This is a genomic window from Nocardia sp. CA-290969 (assembly GCF_050936135.1).
Taxonomy (GTDB): Bacteria; Actinomycetota; Actinomycetes; order Mycobacteriales; family Mycobacteriaceae; genus Nocardia.
In genome coordinates this window covers 3,186,335-3,202,969 of record NZ_JBNJNJ010000001.1, presented here as the reverse complement: position 1 = coordinate 3,202,969, position 16,635 = coordinate 3,186,335, and the positions used below count along the sequence as shown (strand labels likewise).

Sequence of the window (16,635 nt, the reverse complement as noted above, 5' to 3'; positions counted from 1 at the left end):
CTGCGCTCACGAAGTCCGGTTTCCGCGGTCGGCGGAACCGGCGAGACCGTTCGACATTTCCCGGAAGGCCCCACACCATGACGAATCCAGTTGAGACCGTTGCCGCCGCCGTCACCGCCGCCGGCGCCCCGACCTACGAGGCCCGCAAGATCTCGAGTGGATACTCCTGGCCGGAGTGCCCGCGGTGGCACGAGGGCACTTTCTGGTTCTCCGATATGTACACCGGCACACTGAAAACGCTGGACGCCGACGGGTCTGCGACGGTGGTGGTGGACGCGACCGGGCGCGCCGCCGATACCGACGTTCCGATCGTGCTCGGCGGCTTCGGCTGGTTGCCGGACGGGCGGTTGATCGTGGTGTCGATGCACGAGAAGCTCGTGCTGGTACACGGTGGCGGAGCACCGGACGATCTGAGCGTGTACGCCGATATCTCGCAGTGCACCCTGGCAGCAGCCAACGATATGGTGGTCGACGCCGACGGCCGGGCCTACATCACCCAGCTCGGCTTCGATCTGTTCAAGGGTGAGGAGCCGGTGGTCTCCCCGCTGATCGTGGTGGATCCGGACGGCACGGTCTCGACACCCGAGAAGGTCGATCCGCTGATGTGCGCCAACGGGATCGCCATCAGCGCGGACGGCACCAAGGTGTACACGGCCGAAGTGATGGCCTTCAAGATCACGGTGATGGATCGCGCCGCGGACGGCACGCTGTCGAACGCGCGGGAATTCGCCACCTGCCCGTTCATGCCCGACGGGATCGGTCTCGACGCCGACGGCGGGGTCTGGGCGGCCATGCCCGGTGGTGGCTACGTCGCGCGCTTCACCGACCAGGGGCTCACTCACGCGGTGTCTCTGCCGCTCGAGAACGGTATCGCCTCGGCCTGCCTGCTCGGCGGACCCGACCGCAAAACCCTTTACCTGACCGCAGGTTTCGAGGTTTTCGACTTCGAGAAGTCGGCCCGGGAAGCACAGGGCACGATCTGGGCCGCCGAGGTCGAGCACTCCGGTGGCACCACCCGCCCCTGACCCGCCCGCAACGTAGAGAAACTCTGAGGAAATCATGGCAACACTGGACTTCTCCGACCGCGTCGTCATCGTCACCGGCGCCGGCCGCGGTATCGGCCGCGCCCACGCCCTGCTGCTCGCGTCCCGTGGCGCTTCGGTGGTGGTCGGTGATCTCGGCGCCCGTATCGACGGCTCGGGAGTCGACGGCGACAACCCGGCCGCCGAGGTCGTCGCCGAGATCACCGCCGCCGGCGGGAAGGCCGTCGCCTGCACCGGCGACGTGTCCACCGAAGCAGGCGCTCGTGCGCTGGTCGATGCGGCGGTCACCGCCTTCGGCGGGCTGACCTCGGTGGTCAACAACGCCGGGATCGTGCGGGCGGCTCCGTTCGCCGAGGTTCCGGACGAGGAGTACCAGCGACACCTCGACGTCCACTACTTCGGGTCCCTGCGGGTGATCCGCGCCGCCTGGCCGCATCTGCTGGAGGCGGAGTCGCCGCGCATCGTGAACACCATTTCCCAGGCGATGCTCGGGAATCCGGGGATGGCGCACTACGGCGGTTCCAAAGGCGCGCTGTTCGGTCTCACCCGCAACCTCGCGCTCGAGGGTCTGGAGGCCGGTATCAAGGTCAACGCGATCGCGCCCGGTGCCGGTACCCGGATGGCCGAGGCCGCCGCGGACACCCTGTCCCCGGAGGTCATGGAGTACATGCGCACGGCCTTGCTGCCCGAGCACGTCGCGCCCGTGGTCGCATATCTGCTGCACCCGTCCTGCGAGGTCACCGGGGAGGTGTTCAACGTGGCGGGCGGCATCGTGAACCGGCTGGCCCTGGTGAACACCGTGGGCATCCACGATCCCGGTCTCACCGTGGAAACTGTGGCCGACCGGTTCGACACCATCATGGCGATAACCCCGGAAGCGATCCCGCAGCTGGTCGCGCCCGCGCAGCTGCCGGCCTCCTGACCCACCTCCCACAGCCCCCATTGGAGCGAGCCGATGAGCACAACCGAGACGGCCGGAAAAGCCGTGAGCACCGAGTATCCCTTCGCGCCGGTGCCGCCGGACGAGGCGCTGAACCGCTACCACGCCATCGCGGCCGAGCGGCCGATGACCAAGATGACCATGCCGTTCGGTGGCGATGTCTGGGTGATCCACCGCAACGCCGCCGCCCGGGAAATGCTGAGCGACGGCCGGTTCGTCCGCGAACCGTTCCGGACCGGCGAACGGGTGGTGCCGTATTTCGTCGAATTCCCGGACTTCCTGAAGACCACCCTGCAGTTCGAGGATCCGCCGCATCACACCAAGCTGCGAAAGCTGGTGCAGCGCTCCATTTCCCCGAAACGGGTGAAGGCCATGCGGGATTCCGCGGTGGAATTCGCCAACCACCTCATCGACGAAATGGTTGCCAAAGGCGCGCCGGCGAACCTCGTGCACGACTACGCGGTCGCCCTGCCGATCCAGATGCTGGCGAACCTGCTCGGTGTGCCCCCGGAGGACAGGCCGAAGTTCCAGAAGTGGAGTTCCTCGACACTCGCGGTGGCGAATATGCCCGAGGAAGAGGTCGTGGCCAACATGACCGAACTGGTCGTCTACATGATGGGCCTGATCGAGGAACGCCGTAAGGAACCGCGCGAGGATCTGCTCAGCGATCTGGCCAACGCCCGCGACAAGGACGACACTCTCACCGACGGGGAGATCCTGCCGATCGCGCTTGTCCTCATCATCGGTGGATTCGACAATACGGCGAATTTCATCTGCGCCGGCGTGCATTCCCTGCTGAGCAACCCCGATCAACTCGAGCTCTTCCTCGCCGACCCCGACGGTCTGGCGCCGACGGCGGTGGAGGAGGTGCTGCGGCACGGCCGGATGGCCGTGGACGGGGATATCGCCGGTGGTGGTGGACTGGTGCCGTTCGTGGCCACCGAAGACGTGGAAATCGACGGGCATCTCATCGCGAAAGGGGAGGCCGTGCTGGTCGATCCGGCCGCGGCCAACCACGACGGTGTGGTCGTCGACAACGACGGGGTGTTCGATATCCGGCGGGAGAACAACCCGCATCTCACCCTCAGCTACGGTCTGCACCATTGCCTCGGCGCGCCGCTGGCGCGGATGGAGATGCAGGTCGGACTCGCCGAGCTGTTCAAACGCCTGCCCGGCCTGCGGCTCGAAGGGAAGGCAGTGATCGATATGGACAACCTGACGCAGGCGGTCACCGATCTGCCCGTCTCCTGGTAGGAGCACCATGCCGAAAGTTTTCTACACGCTGCCCGGCGGGGCGGTGAAGGTGATCGACGGCGCCGTGGGCGATTCCGTGATGTCCACCGCCGTGAAGAACGGGGTGAAGGGGATCGTCGGCCAATGCGGTGGCACCCTCTCGTGTGCCACCTGCCACGTATACGTCGATCGTGGCGAGCTGGGCTATTTCCCGGATCCCAGCGAGGACGAGGACGATATGCTCGAATGCACCGCGTCGGACCGCGAGGACAATTCCCGGTTGTCGTGCCAGCTGGCCTTGGCCGAGGGTGTCGATCTGCACGTCACAGTTCCCGACGAGCAGGTCTGAGCGATGCGGGAGTCCGGAGCAGCGCCGAGTACCGAAACACCACCGCGCAGCATCGGGGTGGTGGGTGCGTCGCACGCCGCGGTCCATCTCGCGGATCGGCTGCGGGATCAGGGCTATGACGGCGCGATCACTCTCATATCCCATGAGCCGCGGCTGCCGTATCAACGGCCGCCACTGTCGAAGGCGTGGCTGAAAGGGGAGGCGAGCAGCGAGTCGCTGTTACTCCGCGATCCGGCGCACTACGCCGACAAGGAGATCGAACTGCTCACCGGTGTGCGGGCCGAACGGGTGGCCCGCACACCGGCGGGCGCCCGGATAGAGTTCGCCGGCGGCTCGCGTCCGAGAGAATTCGACCGGCTGGTCCTGGCCACCGGTGCGCGGGCCCGGACCCTCGCGCTGCCCGGCTCCGATCACCCCGATGTCGTGCGATTACGGGATCTCGGCCACGCCTGCGTAGTGGCCGAGCGGGTCCGCAAAGGCCCGATCGCGGTGGTCGGGGGCGGCTTCGTCGGCCTCGAAGTGGCCGCCACCGCGCGGTCACTGGGTGCGGAAGTGACGGTGATCGAGGCCGGGTCGCGGCTCCTGGGGCGTGCGGTAGGGGAGGTGACGGCGACGGCGCTGCTGGCGGCGCACCGGGCGATGCGGACCGATATCGTCCTGGACGCGCAGCCGGCGGCCATCGTGACCGCGGCGGACGGCGTTCGCGGTGTCCGGTTGACCGACGGGCGGGAGATCCCGGCCGCGACGGTTCTGGTCGGGATCGGGGCGGAGGCCCGTACCGAACTCGCCACGCAGCTGGGCCTGGACTGTGCGGGCGGTGTGGTGGTCGACGACCGGTGCACGGCTTCCGACGGCTGGACGCTGGCCATCGGCGACTGCACCACCCGGGTATCCCCGGCCACCGGCCGCCACTACCGGCTGGAATCGGTGGACAACGCCACCACCCAGGCGGAGGTCGCGGCCGCGGTACTGGCGGGGAGTACCGCACCGGCCTCGGCCGCACCGTGGTTCTGGTCCGATCAGGGCGATCAGAAACTCCAGATCGTCGGCCTCATCGGCGATTACACGTCGGTGGTGGTTCGCACTGATCCCGACAAGCCGCGACGCAAGGTTGCTCTGTACTTCGGCGACGAGGGCTTGGTCGCCGCGGAATGCCTGAATGCGCCGGCGGATTTCGTGGCGTTGCGCGCGGCACTGGGCCGGGGGCCCCGGCCCGGACCGGAAGCGCTGGCCGACAATAGTATTCCGCTCAAGAAGCTGTTGACACCGATTCGCAGCTGAACAGCCCTACGCCTGCGGCGGTCAGGTATCACCGTAGGTGAGGTGTAGTTCGCCGATATCGTCGGCCGCCTGCCGGATCTCGGCGCCGATCGCCGCTGTTTCCGTGGTCGACAGGGGGCGCATCAGGACCGCGGTGAGGGTCAGTGGCACCGTGCCGGCGCTGGTGCGGACCGGTGCCGAGATGGCCGCGACGGTGTGCTCCTGGTTTCCGGCGAGTTCGTCGTCGAGGAAATCGACGATCGTGAGTTCGGCGACGGCCGCGGCCAGGCGCGCGGTGATCGCGTCGAACTCACCGCTGAGCGCGTGCAGGGCGGTGAAGACGCGACCGAAGGCGCGGCTGAGTCGTTCGACGGCGTAGCGGCGTTCGCGGATCTCGGCGAGTACCTGCCGCATCCGGGTGGCGAACTCCGGACCGACCGGGCCGATTCGCTCCAGCCACGCGTCCTGTTCCGCCGGAGTGGCGAAAGCGATGAATTCCCGGCCGAACGGCGCGACGAGCGGCACCGTGAATCCCGCGGTGACCGGCTGGTCGGCGGTGGTCGAACCGGCCGTTTCGATGGCGATGAGCGCGGCGCCCTGCGGCTGGAACAGGGCGACGCGGCAGTCGATCGACGCGGCGAGTTCGCCGAGGCGCGCCCGTATCCGGCGCGAACCGGCGCCGCCCGGGCGGGCGAGCGCGGTGAGCGCCGGACCCCAGCTGTAGCCGCCGGTGTCGGGATCTCGCACGATCCAGTCGTGCCCGACGAGCGCCGCCAGGATCGCATGCGCGGTGGCGCGGCTGATGCCGAGGGTGCGTTCGATCTCGGTGAGTGAATACGACCGTTGCGGCGAGCTGCCGAGCAGATGCATGATCGCGACAACGCGATCGGTCGGCGGCGACGGAGACGAGCGTTTGGCCCGCGGCAGCGCGTCTGTTGTCATGTTCCGAACTATACGTCGGTTATTCGACACCCCGGATCGGGCGGCGTGGTTCAGCCGTTCATATCGACGAGGATCTTGCCGCATTCGCGATCGTGCTGCAGCGTGGCGAAGGCTTCGTCGATCCGTTCCAGCGGGAAGCGGTGGGTGATGAGCGGAGACAGGTCACGCCGCTCGAGCAGGTCGATCGCGTCCCGGAAGCGCGGGGGATATTCGATGGAGCCGCGGATGGTCAGTTCACTGGTGAGCACCCGCAGGAAATTGACCGGTACCGGGGTGTAGTGCACCGCCACCACCGAGATCCGTGCCCCCCGCCCGGCGTGATCGATGATGTCCGCCAGGACGGCTCCGGAGCCGGACGCCTCGATGAAACCGGCCGTGGCCGGAGCGGCCCCGGTCATCGCCGGTGTGGTGCCGTGCCGCCGGCCCAGTTGTTCCCAGACGTCTCCGGCGGTGGGGTCGATGGTTACCGCGGCACCGAGTGCTTCGGCGAGGCGGCGGCGGGTCGCCGACGGTTCGACACCCACGATATCGGTGTGGCCGCGGTCGGCGAGGGTGGCGATGGCAGCCAAACCGATGGGGCCGCAACCGAATACGGCCACCGCGGACCCTGGTTCGAGGCCGGCCTGGTCGACCGCGTGCATTCCGACCGCCAGGGGTTCGGTGAGTGCGGCGAGTTCGAAGGGTAGCTCGTCGGGAATCGGGTACAGCCGGTCGCCCGCGGCGGCGTCGCGGACGAGCACGGCCTCGGCCAGGCCGCCTTCGGGGGAGCCGTTCCCGATCCGGCCGATATCGTCGCGGCCGGGGTGGATCACCACGCGCTGACCCGGCCGGAGGTCGGTGACCTCCGGCCCGACCGCCGAGATCACACCGGCCATCTCGTGCCCGAGCGGCATCGGTTCCGGCCCGGGTCCGCCGAGGCCGCCGAGCCGGATATAGCCGAGATCGCTGCCGCAGATCCCGCACGCCCGGAGTTCGACGACGGCGTCGCGCGGCCCGCATTCCGGCAGTTCGACTGTATCGAGGCTGACGGTGCCGGGGCCGTGGACGCGAACCTGGCTGATGGATGAACTCACTACTACCTCCTGGTCGGATGCGGTCGCGACGCGAATCTTCTCTTGACGGCGAAGTTTTCGGCGGCCTATATTCGCGTCGTACTTTCGAATGCTATGTCGTATATTCGACGTCAGCAAGAGGTGGAGGGACACCTGAGATGGCCGATGCCGCCCATCCGATCGATATCGACGATCTGACCGCTCCTCGGCTCACCGAGCTCCAGCGCAACATCCTCGAATACGCCGAAGCGCACCCCGTCGACCTGGAAATCGACCGAATGGTCGAGGAAGCCGTGACGCAGGCCGGTGCCGACGATCTCGGCGCCGACGAGGGATTCGCCCAGCGACTGGCCGCCTATGTGGGCGCGGTGGAAGAAGACGAGGGACTGACACAGGCCGGCCGCCGGACACTGCGCGGGCGAGTGGTGCGATTGGTGCGCAACCGGTTGTCGCTGGTCGATCTGCTCCGACGCTATCCCGAGATCGAGGACATCCCGATCGAGAAACCGCTCATCGTCGTCGGGATGCCACGATCCGGCACCACCCATCTGGTGAACCTGATCGCCGCGGATCCGGGACGCCGGTCGCTGCCGTTCTGGGAGAGCCAGGAGCCGATGCCGCTACCCGGCGCGGGCCCCGGACCCGACGGCCTGGATGCCCGCTTCCAGCAGGCCAAAGCCCAGCACGACGGACTGGAGGCCACCTCGCCCCTGCTCGCGGCCATGCACGATCGCTTTCCCGAGGCGATCGAAGAGGAGATCGAGCTACTCGACCTCGACTTCGCGAGCTACGTGCCCGAATGGTATGCCCGGGTGCCCGGCTGGCGGGATTTCTATCTCGGCCTGGACCAGGTGACGCATTACGCGTATATGCGCAAGGTATTGCAGGCGCTGACCTTTCTGCGCGGCCCCCGCACCTGGGTGCTGAAATCGCCGCAGCACAGTGAGCAGCTCGGTGCCCTGGTGGCGACCTTCCCGGACGCCACCGTCGCCTTCACCCATCGCGATCCGGTCGCCGTGATCCAGTCGACGATCACCATGATGGCGTATTCGGACCGGCTACGCCGGCACACCATCGAACCGGATTGGCTGGTGCAGTACTGGACCGATCGGGTGCATCGCCTGCTGAGCGCCGGCGTCCGTGACCGAGCGCTCGTCCCCGCCGACCGGTGCGTGGACATCGGTTTCCACCAGCTCAACGGTAACGAGATGCCGCTACTCGAGCAGTTGTACGAACGCGCCGGAACGGAACTGACCGACGAGGCCCGCCGGCGGTTCCAGAGCTATCTGGACGACAACCCGCGTGGCAAACACGGACGCATCCGCTACGACCTGCCTGGGCATTTCGGCGTCACCGCGGGCGAGTTGCGCGAACGTTTCCGTTTCTACTTCGACGCCTACGACGTGCACGTCGAAGGCCCGGCCGCGTAGCCCGCCGGGCTGTTCGACCAGAAAGGAACCACCGATATGACACTCGATCTCGAGACGACTCCGCCGATACACCTGGACCGGCCGGGCGGCGACCGCATCGCCGCCGCCACCGCCGAGCAGGCCACCGAGGTGGCGCCGGGGATCTGGTGCTCGCCTGGTTTGAGCAACTCCTACTTGCTGACCACCGACGCCGGACGGATCGTCGTCAACACCGGAATGGGATTCGAATCCCCGGTGCACCGCGCCAATTTCGACGCAGTGGACAGCGCGCCGATCCGTTACGTGGTCCTGACGCAAGGTCATTACGACCACGTGGGCGGTCTCGATCAATTCGCGGACCCCGGCACTCTTGTCGTGGCACAGGCCGATTGGCGCCGTTGGCGCGAGGACAACGCCCGCCTGGCCGCGTACCGGGCGAACCGCAGTGCCTTCGCTTTCGCCGCGCCGGTCGCCGCGGGAGCCACCGCCACCCAGAAACGCTTCGGCAAGGTGCCCGGTCAGAGCACGGCCCGCGTCGACATCGAAGTCGATGACAGCCTGACCCTCACCCTCGGCGGCCGGACCCTCCGGTTGCTGGCCACTCCCGGCGGCGAAACCACCGATTCGCTGGTCCTGTGGCTGCCCGACGAGCGGGTATGCTTGTCCGGCAACACCTTCGGAGCCCTGTTCGGCCATATTCCCAACCTGGTCACCATGCGGGGCGACCGATACCGGGATGCCCTCACGGTGATCGAATCCATCAACCGGGTCCGTGAGCTGGATGCCGAAATCCTGCTCACGGGACATTTCGAACCCATCGTCGGCGCTCAGCGCATCCGGACCGAACTCACCCGGTTGCGCGACGCCGTCAGCTACCTCCACGACGCGGTCGTCGAGGGAATGAACGCGGGCAAGGACGTCCACACTCTGATGCGAGAGATCAGCCTGCCACCTGCCCTCGCGGTGGGGGAGGGCTACGGCAAGGTTCCCTGGAATGTGCGGGCGATCTGGGAGAACTATACGGGGTGGTTCCACCAGCGTTCGACCACCGAACTCTACGGTGCCGACCCGGCCGAGTTCAGTGCCGATCTCGTCGAACTCGCCGGCGTGGATGCCCTGCTCGGCCGTGCCGCGGAGCATCTCGACGCGGGCCGGCCGGTGCACGCGATCCATTTCGCCGAGCTGGTCACCCACGGACAACCGGATAACGGCGCCGCCCGCGCGCTGCTGGTCCGAGCCCATCGGACCCTGCTCGCGGAGAGCACGAACTTCTGGGAATCGGCATGGCTCACCAAGCAGATCGGAGCCCTCTCGTGACCGCACGCGTTCATTTCGACTTCACCGGCACCGCCGCCCTGGTCACCGGGGGAACCAGCGGTATCGGCCATGCCACCGCAGTACTCTTTCGCGAGGCGGGGGCCGAGGTCACCGTCACCGGGACCCGTCCCGCGGCCGCCGATTACGAGACCGACCTCACCGGAATCCGCTATCGGCAGCTGGTGCTCACCGACGAGAACTCGATCGCCGCACTGGTCGCCGATATCGGCTCGATCGACGTCCTGATCAACAATGCGGGCGCCAACTTTCCCGGCGGACTCGACGAACGTACCCCCGACGGATTCGATGCCTCCGTACTGCTGAATCTCAACGGTACGTATCGGCTCACCCATATGCTCCGCGGCAAACTGGCCGCCTCGACCGCCACGGGCGGCGCCAGTGTGGTGAATCTGGCGTCGATGGCGGCGCTGCGCGCGGTGCCGGTGGTGCCGGGCTACGGCGCCGCCAAGGCCGGCATCATCGGCCTGACCCGCAATCTCGCGGTGACGTGGGTGGAGGACGGAATCCGGGTCAATGCCGTCGCGCCGGGGACGATTCGGACACCCATGACGGCACCCATGCCGCCGGCGACCGCCGCCGCGGAAGTCGCGCACATCCCGGTCGGCCGCTTCGGGACCGCCGAGGAGATCGCCCCCACCATCGCGTTCCTGTGCACGGCGCAGAGTGCCTACACCACCGGTTCGGTGTTCGTCGTCGACGGCGCCTCCGATTGCCTATGACCATCCGACCGGCTGACGGCCGGACCGCGCAGGAGTCATCATGACGACCCTCACCCGAAATCGACCGCACGCCGGTCTCACTCATTTGCAGAGGCTGGAAGCCGACAGTATCCAGATCATCCGGGAGGCGGTCGCGGAGAGCGAGCGCCCCGTGATGCTGTATTCGATCGGCAAGGACAGTTCGGTGCTGCTCCATCTGGCGCGCAAGGCATTCCGGCCTTCCCGGTTACCGTTCCCGCTGCTGCATGTCGACACCACCTGGAAGTTCCAGGCGATGTACACCTTCCGTGACGCGGTGGCCGCCGAGCCGGATCTCGACCTGATCGTGCACCGCAATCCCGAATGTCTCGCCCAGGGCATCAATCCCTTCGATCACGGTTCGGCCGTGCACACGCAGATGTGGAAGACCGACGGTCTGAAACAGGCGTTGGACGAGCACGGTTTCGACCTCGCCTTCGGCGGTGCCCGCCGCGACGAGGAGAAGTCCCGGGCCAAGGAGCGGGTGTTCTCCATCCGCTCGCAGCAGCATCGCTGGGACCCCAAACGGCAGCGTCCCGAACTGTGGCGGCTGTACAACGCGAGTAAGCGTCCCGGCGAGAGTGTGCGGGTGTTCCCGCTGTCGAACTGGACCGAACTCGATATCTGGCAGTACATCCATCGCGAGCGGATCCCGTTGGTGCCGTTGTACTTCGCCGCGCCCCGGCCGGTGGTCGAGCGGGACGGCACATTGATCATGGTCGACGACGACCGGATGCGGCTGGAACCCGGAGAAGTTCCCCGGGAACAGATGGTGCGGTTCCGCACCCTGGGCTGCTACCCCCTCAGTGGCGCGATCCCCAGTACCGCGACCACGCTGCCGGCCATCGTGCAGGAAATGCTGCTGACCACCAGTTCCGAGCGACAGGGCCGCATGATCGACCACGACGGTTCGGCGTCGATGGAGAAGAAGAAGCAGGAGGGCTACTTCTGATGGCGCACACCACCGACGAACTCGTCGCCACCGATATCGAGGAATACCTGCGCCGGCACGAGCAGAAGTCGCTGCTGCGTTTCCTCACCTGTGGCAGCGTCGACGACGGAAAATCCACGCTGATCGGGCGGTTGCTCTACGACAGCAAACTGGTGTTCTCCGACCACCTCTCGCAGCTCGAACGCGACTCCAAGACCGTCGGCACCCAGAACGGCGAACTGGATTTCGCGCTGCTCGTCGACGGGCTGGCCGCGGAGCGCGAACAGGGCATCACCATCGACGTCGCCTACCGGTTCTTCTCGACGCAGAAACGGAAGTTCATCGTCGCCGACACCCCCGGGCACGAGCAGTACACCCGGAATATGGTCACCGGCGCGTCCACCGCCGACGCGGCGGTCATCCTCGTCGACGCACGCAAGGGACTGCTCACCCAGACCCGCCGGCACAGCCTCCTGGTCGCGCTGCTGGGTATCCCGCACATCGTGCTCGCGGTGAACAAACTCGACCTGGTCGGCTACTCGCAGGAGCGCTTCGACGAGATCGAATCCGACTACCGCGAATTCGCCGCGGGTATCGGCCTCACCGACGTGTCCTGTATTCCCATCTCGGCGCTGCGCGGTGACAACATCATCGAGAGCAGCTCGGATACACCGTGGTACACCGGGCCCACGCTCGTCGGCCACCTGGAGTCGATTCCGGTCGGCGACGACACCAGCCGCGGCGCGTTCCGGCTGCCGGTGCAATGGGTGAACCGTCCCGACCTCGACTTCCGGGGTTACAGCGGTCAGATCGCCGGCGGCTCGGTCCGGCCCGGCGACCGGATCCGTATCCTGCCGTCCGGCCGTGCCGGGACGGTTTCCCGGGTGGTGAGCGCCGACGGTGATCTCGAGCAGGCGATCAGCGGTCAGTCCGTCACGCTCGTGCTCGCCGAGGAGATCGACGTCAGCCGCGGCGATGTCATCGCGGCCGCCGACAATCCGCCCGGGGTCGCCGACCGGTTCGAAGCGCATCTGGTGTGGATGAGCGAGCAGCCGATGCTTCCCGGCCGGGCCTACGAGATGAAACTGGCGACCGCCACCGGTGTCGCGCAGATGTCGCGGCCCAAATACACGATCAACGTCAACACCGGCGAACACACCGCGGCCCGCTCGCTGCAGCTCAACGAGATCGGCGTGTGCGATCTGCAGCTGGACCGCCGCATACCGTTCGACCCCTACAGCGCCAACCGCGATATGGGCGGGTTCATCCTCATCGACCGCCTCACCCGCGACACCGTGGCCGCGGGTATGTTGCAGTTCGCCCTGCGCCGCGCCGGCAATATCCATTGGCAGCACGTCGATATCGACAAACAGGTGCGTGCGCAGGCCAAGGGACAGCAACCCGCCGTCGTATGGTTCACCGGCTTGTCCGGCGCGGGGAAGTCGACCATCGCCAACCTGGTGGAAAAACGCCTGCACGAACAGGGGTTCCACACCTATCTGCTCGACGGCGACAACGTCCGGCACGGTCTGAACGCCGACCTGGGCTTCAGCGCCGCCGACCGGGTCGAGAACATTCGCCGGATCGTGGAGGTCGCACGCTTGTTCGCCGATGCCGGTCTCATCGTGCTGACCTCCTTCATCGCCCCCTTCCGAGCCGAACGCGAGCGTGCGCGCGAACGGATCGGCGCGGAGGACTTCCTCGAGGTCCATGTCGATGTCCCGCTCGAGGTCGCCGAATCCCGGGACAGCAAGGGTCTCTATGCCAAGGCCCGCCGCGGTGAACTGACCAATTTCACCGGTATCGACTCCCCGTACGAGGTACCGGAGTCCCCGGATCTGCGGCTGGACGCGAGTGGACCACGCACGCCGGAGGAACTCGCGGAAGAGGTGGTCGACCGATTGCGGGCAGCGGGAAAGCTGGACCCGGAAGGCCGGCGGTAGACCGGTGGACGACCACACCGTTGCCGCCGAGGCGGCCCGCCTCGCCGGTCGCCGGCTGCTCGCCGTTCGCGCCGAAGGCGGTGCCGCCGGTGACCGGCACGCCGACGAGATACTGTTCGAATACCTGCGGCGAATGCGCCCCGGCGATGCGATCCTCTCCGAGGAAAGTCCCGACGACGCCGCGCGGCTCGAGGCGGCCCGCGTCTGGATCATCGACCCCCTCGACGGCACCCGGGAATACGGTGAAGTGCCGCGCACCGACTGGGCGGTACACGTCGCGCTCGCCGTCGACCACACGCCGATGGCGGGCGCGGTGGCACTGCCGGCGTCCGATACGGTGCTGCACACCGGTAGCCCGCCGGAGCTACCGCCGCGGCCCGCCGGGCCGGCGCGTATCGCGGTCTCCCGCAGCCGGACCTCCGATCAGGTGCACGGTATCGTCACCGCGCTGTCGGCGATACCGGTGCCGATGGGCTCGGCCGGGGCCAAGGCGATGGCCGTGGTGCGCGGCGAAGTCGATGCCTACGTGCATTCCGGCGGCCAGTACGAATGGGATTCCTGCGCCCCCGTGGCGGTGGCCGCGTCGGCGGGACTCCATGTGTCCCGCCTGGACGGTAGCCCGTTGCGGTACAACCGGCCCGATCCCTACCTGCCCGATCTGGTGATCTGCCGGCCCGAACTGGCCGACACGATCATCGGCGCCGCCGGCCGAATGGGATGAGCCGGAGCGCCGAGATCGATCGGCGCGAAGGAACCTCTCGGTGAGCGGGATCTTCGGGTATCCGGACGGTCGTTACCACTGACACTGGGTCCGCCCCGCGAACAGGCACGACGACGGCTTCCGCCGGCTCCGGTACCTGCCACGACCGTCGTCCCCGACCGCGGCCCTCGAATCGGTCGCCGGTCCACAGAACAGGAGAAGAATATGTCGGATGTCGGTGTGCACCCCGAGCGGCTGGCCGCGGTCACCGAATGGGACTACGAGGCCGATGTCGTAGTCGTCGGCTACGGAGTGGCGGGTGCGAGCGCGGCCATCGAGGCAGCTCGCTCGGGGGCGGATGTACTCGTACTCGAAAGGACCGGGGGCTGGGGTGGTGCGGCGGCGCTGTCCGGTGGATTCATCTATCTCGGCGGCGGCACCGCCCTGCAGAAAGCCCTCGGCTTCGAGGACACGCCCGAGAACATGGAACGCTTCCTGATGGCCGCGCTCGGTCCGGGCGCCGACGAGGCCAAGATCCACGATTACTGCCAGGGCAGTGTGGAACATTTCGAGTGGCTCGTAGCGCAAGGTGTTCCGTTCAAAGAGGAGTTCTGGGGTGAGCCCGGCTGGGAACCGCCGGCCGATCAGGGCCTGATGTTTTCCGGCGGGGAGAACGCCGCACCGTACAACACCCTTGCCGATCCGGCACCGCGTGGTCATCTCCCGCAGATGGCCGACAAACACACGAGCGAGAAGGGTGGCGGGTTCATGTTGATGAAACCCCTCACCGAGACCGCCGAGGCGCTGGGCGTCCGTGCCGAATACGATGTGCGGCTGCAACGCCTGATCGTCGACGAATCCGGCCGCGTCGCCGGGGTGGTGGCCAAACGCTACGGCAAACCCGTGTATGTCCGCGCACGTCGCGGCGTGGTGCTGGCCACCGGTAGCTTCGCCTACAACCAGCAGATGGTCGAGGCCTACACCCCGCTGCTGATCAACCGGCCCGCGGCCGCCATCGAGGAACACGACGGCATCGGCATCCTGGTAGCCCAGGCCCTGGGCGCCCAGCTGGCGCATATGGACGCCATCGAGGTAGCGATCTTCGCCGATCCGCAGATGATCGCGCGCGGAATCCTCGTCAACGGGCGCGGCCAGCGCTACATTCCCGAGGATTCCTACCCCAGCCATATCGGGCAGTCGACGCTGATCCGCCAGAACAACGAAGCCTTCCTGATCATCGACGAATCCGCCCTCGAGGAGGCGAACAAGAGCGTGTCGAGCAGTGCGGCGATGCGCAGTGTGCCACCCACATGGGTGGCGGAGTCGGTGGCGGAGCTGGAGTCGGATATCGGCTTCCCCGCCGGGGTCCTGCAGGCCACCGTCGAGGTCTACAACCGGCACGCGAAGGACGGCGCGGACCCCCTGCTGGGCAAGAAAACCCAGTGGGTGAAACCGATCGGCACTCCACTGGCAGCCTACGATCTACGCAATCGTACGGGCGGGTTCACGCTCGGCGGCCTGCACACCGACCTCGATTCCCGGGTAATGCACGTCTCCGGCGGACCGATCCCGGGTCTCTTCGCCGCGGGCCGCTGCACGTCCGGAATCAGCGCCGGCGGCTATGTCAGTGGCGCATCGCTCGGCGACGGCAGCTTCTACGGCCGCCGCGCCGGTCGCGCCGCCGCCGGTTCCTGACCTGCACGATGGCAATGAGCCCATCCGGGCCCCGGGGATGATTACCCCGAGGTCCGGATGGGCCTTTCGGCGTCAGTGGTACGGACCCGGCAACAACGGGACGTTCGTCGGTTCAGGCTCGGACGGCGGGGGACTCCGTGTCCGCGTTGCGGGTCTCGGGACGAGCCGGTCCGGATGAATCCGTTCCGAGCAATACCAGCGCGAGTACGAGGGCCACGGTGAGAATCACGGCAACGTAGACGACCAATCCGGGCCAGTCATAGGCAGCGAAGGCGGGCCCGGCGAGCGCACCGAGCAGCGCGCTTCCGAGATAGTAGGACAGCAGATACAGAGACGATGCGCCCGAGCGGTTCGTGGTTGCCCGGCCCGGTACCCATCCACTCGCGATCGAGTGCGCCGCGAAGAATCCGGTGGTGAGCAGTGCGACACCTGCTAGAAGGATGCCCAGCGAGTTCGATACGGAGATCGCCAGCCCGGCGGCCATGACCAGGACCGCGAGGCGAAGACGGCGGCCAGGGCGGTGGCCGCTTGGAACGCCCAGCTCCAGGCCATGATGTCCAGCCCGAGCGTGGGTATCAGCCGGCCGGTCAGTCCGCCGACCGAGGTACCCGCGACGTATATGCCCATCGCGGCGCCGGTATCGCGAGCATCGAGCTCCTCGACCAGGTACGCCATGGCCACGGCGGGTATCCCCGCGCACAGCAGTCCCTGTAGTGCTCGTCCGGCCAGGAGCACTTCGAAAGTGGGGCTCCACGGAAGGAGCAGGCCCACGGCCGTGCTCGACAACGCGGAAAACGACATGACCGGGACACGCCCGAATCGTTCGGACAGCATGCCGGCCGGCACGATCGCTACAGCGAGCAGCGCGGTCGTCACCGACACCGCCAAGGCGGAATGTGTCGGAGTCACGGAGAACTCCGTGGAAAAGACCGGAAGCAGTCCCTGGACGTACCAGAGCGTCATGAAGGTGGCCATTCCCGCGGCGAACAGGGCGAGTGTCGTATGGCGGTAGGCCCGGGTACCCGCCCGGTGGCCCGGGTGGTTCGCGGGTCGGGTCATCGGT

The 16,635-nt window shown here is 67.4% G+C and carries 16 protein-coding genes; 12 read left to right on the top strand and 4 right to left on the bottom strand.

Annotated features, from left to right (window positions below; all coding sequences use genetic code 11):
* Positions 1-77: 77 nt before the first annotated feature.
* The 5 genes from ACQEVO_RS14440 to ACQEVO_RS14420 are packed head-to-tail and all read left to right on the top strand — an operon-like array spanning position 78 to position 4,846.
* Positions 78-1,025: an SMP-30/gluconolactonase/LRE family protein gene (locus ACQEVO_RS14440; RefSeq protein ID WP_432913208.1), complete on the top strand. Its 948-nt coding sequence runs from the start codon at positions 78-80 to the stop codon at positions 1,023-1,025.
* 34 nt (positions 1,026-1,059) lie between these two features.
* Positions 1,060-1,965, top strand: a complete 906-nt coding sequence (locus ACQEVO_RS14435; RefSeq protein WP_432913206.1) for an SDR family NAD(P)-dependent oxidoreductase — start codon at positions 1,060-1,062, stop codon at positions 1,963-1,965.
* 33 nt (positions 1,966-1,998) lie between these two features.
* Complete coding sequence (locus ACQEVO_RS14430) at positions 1,999-3,237, top strand: cytochrome P450 (RefSeq protein WP_432913204.1); 1,239 nt, start codon at positions 1,999-2,001, stop codon at positions 3,235-3,237.
* A 7-nt stretch (positions 3,238-3,244) separates the two neighbouring features.
* Positions 3,245-3,565: a 2Fe-2S iron-sulfur cluster-binding protein gene (locus tag ACQEVO_RS14425; protein ID WP_280397130.1), complete on the top strand. Its 321-nt coding sequence runs from the start codon at positions 3,245-3,247 to the stop codon at positions 3,563-3,565.
* 60 nt (positions 3,566-3,625) lie between these two features.
* Positions 3,626-4,846 carry an NAD(P)/FAD-dependent oxidoreductase gene (locus tag ACQEVO_RS14420; RefSeq protein ID WP_432913202.1) on the top strand — a complete coding sequence of 407 codons (1,221 nt, stop codon included), beginning with the start codon at positions 3,626-3,628 and terminating at the stop codon, positions 4,844-4,846.
* Between the two features lie 21 nt (positions 4,847-4,867).
* Here the strand turns inward: ACQEVO_RS14420 and ACQEVO_RS14415 are convergent, their stop codons facing one another.
* Positions 4,868-5,767: a helix-turn-helix domain-containing protein gene (locus ACQEVO_RS14415; protein ID WP_432913200.1), complete on the bottom strand. Its 900-nt coding sequence runs from the start codon at positions 5,765-5,767 to the stop codon at positions 4,868-4,870.
* A 50-nt stretch (positions 5,768-5,817) separates the two neighbouring features.
* Positions 5,818-6,840: a zinc-dependent alcohol dehydrogenase gene (locus ACQEVO_RS14410; RefSeq protein WP_432913198.1), complete on the bottom strand. Its 1,023-nt coding sequence runs from the start codon at positions 6,838-6,840 to the stop codon at positions 5,818-5,820.
* 137 nt (positions 6,841-6,977) lie between these two features.
* On the opposite strand from ACQEVO_RS14410, the gene ACQEVO_RS14405 reads away from it, so the two are divergent.
* The 7 genes from ACQEVO_RS14405 to ACQEVO_RS14375 all read left to right on the top strand — a co-directional run bounded on the left by ACQEVO_RS14405 (position 6,978) and on the right by ACQEVO_RS14375 (position 15,572).
* Positions 6,978-8,249 (top strand): sulfotransferase family protein, encoded by a 1,272-nt coding sequence (locus ACQEVO_RS14405; protein WP_432913196.1) that lies wholly within the window; start codon positions 6,978-6,980, stop codon positions 8,247-8,249.
* 36 nt (positions 8,250-8,285) lie between these two features.
* Positions 8,286-9,545: an MBL fold metallo-hydrolase gene (locus tag ACQEVO_RS14400; RefSeq protein ID WP_432913194.1), complete on the top strand. Its 1,260-nt coding sequence runs from the start codon at positions 8,286-8,288 to the stop codon at positions 9,543-9,545.
* On the top strand, positions 9,542-10,285 hold the full coding sequence (locus tag ACQEVO_RS14395) for an SDR family NAD(P)-dependent oxidoreductase (protein WP_432913192.1): 744 nt from the start codon (positions 9,542-9,544) through the stop codon (positions 10,283-10,285). Before ACQEVO_RS14400 ends, ACQEVO_RS14395 begins: the two co-directional genes overlap by 4 nt.
* A 40-nt stretch (positions 10,286-10,325) precedes the next feature.
* Positions 10,326-11,255 (top strand): sulfate adenylyltransferase subunit CysD, encoded by a 930-nt coding sequence (cysD, locus tag ACQEVO_RS14390; protein ID WP_432913190.1) that lies wholly within the window; start codon positions 10,326-10,328, stop codon positions 11,253-11,255.
* The gene (cysN, locus tag ACQEVO_RS14385; RefSeq protein WP_432913188.1) at positions 11,255-13,177 is read left to right on the top strand and encodes a sulfate adenylyltransferase subunit CysN; all 1,923 of its coding nucleotides are present in this window, start codon (positions 11,255-11,257) and stop codon (positions 13,175-13,177) included. The genes cysD and cysN overlap by 1 nt, the downstream gene beginning before the upstream one ends.
* Before the next feature lie 4 nt (positions 13,178-13,181).
* On the top strand, positions 13,182-13,898 hold the full coding sequence (locus tag ACQEVO_RS14380; protein WP_432913186.1) for a 3'(2'),5'-bisphosphate nucleotidase CysQ: 717 nt from the start codon (positions 13,182-13,184) through the stop codon (positions 13,896-13,898).
* A gap of 204 nt (positions 13,899-14,102) precedes the next feature.
* Entirely contained in the window at positions 14,103-15,572 is a 1,470-nt protein-coding gene (locus tag ACQEVO_RS14375; protein WP_432913184.1) for an FAD-dependent oxidoreductase, read from the top strand.
* A 112-nt stretch (positions 15,573-15,684) separates the two neighbouring features.
* On the opposite strand, the gene ACQEVO_RS14370 is transcribed toward ACQEVO_RS14375, so the two are convergent.
* Positions 15,685-16,056 carry a hypothetical protein gene (locus ACQEVO_RS14370; protein ID WP_432913182.1) on the bottom strand — a complete coding sequence of 124 codons (372 nt, stop codon included), beginning with the start codon at positions 16,054-16,056 and terminating at the stop codon, positions 15,685-15,687.
* A complete protein-coding gene (locus tag ACQEVO_RS14365) occupies positions 16,005-16,631 on the bottom strand; it encodes an MFS transporter (RefSeq protein ID WP_432913180.1) in 627 nt (208 codons plus the stop codon). Before ACQEVO_RS14365 ends, ACQEVO_RS14370 begins: the two co-directional genes overlap by 52 nt.
* Between the last annotated feature and the right edge of the window lie 4 nt (positions 16,632-16,635).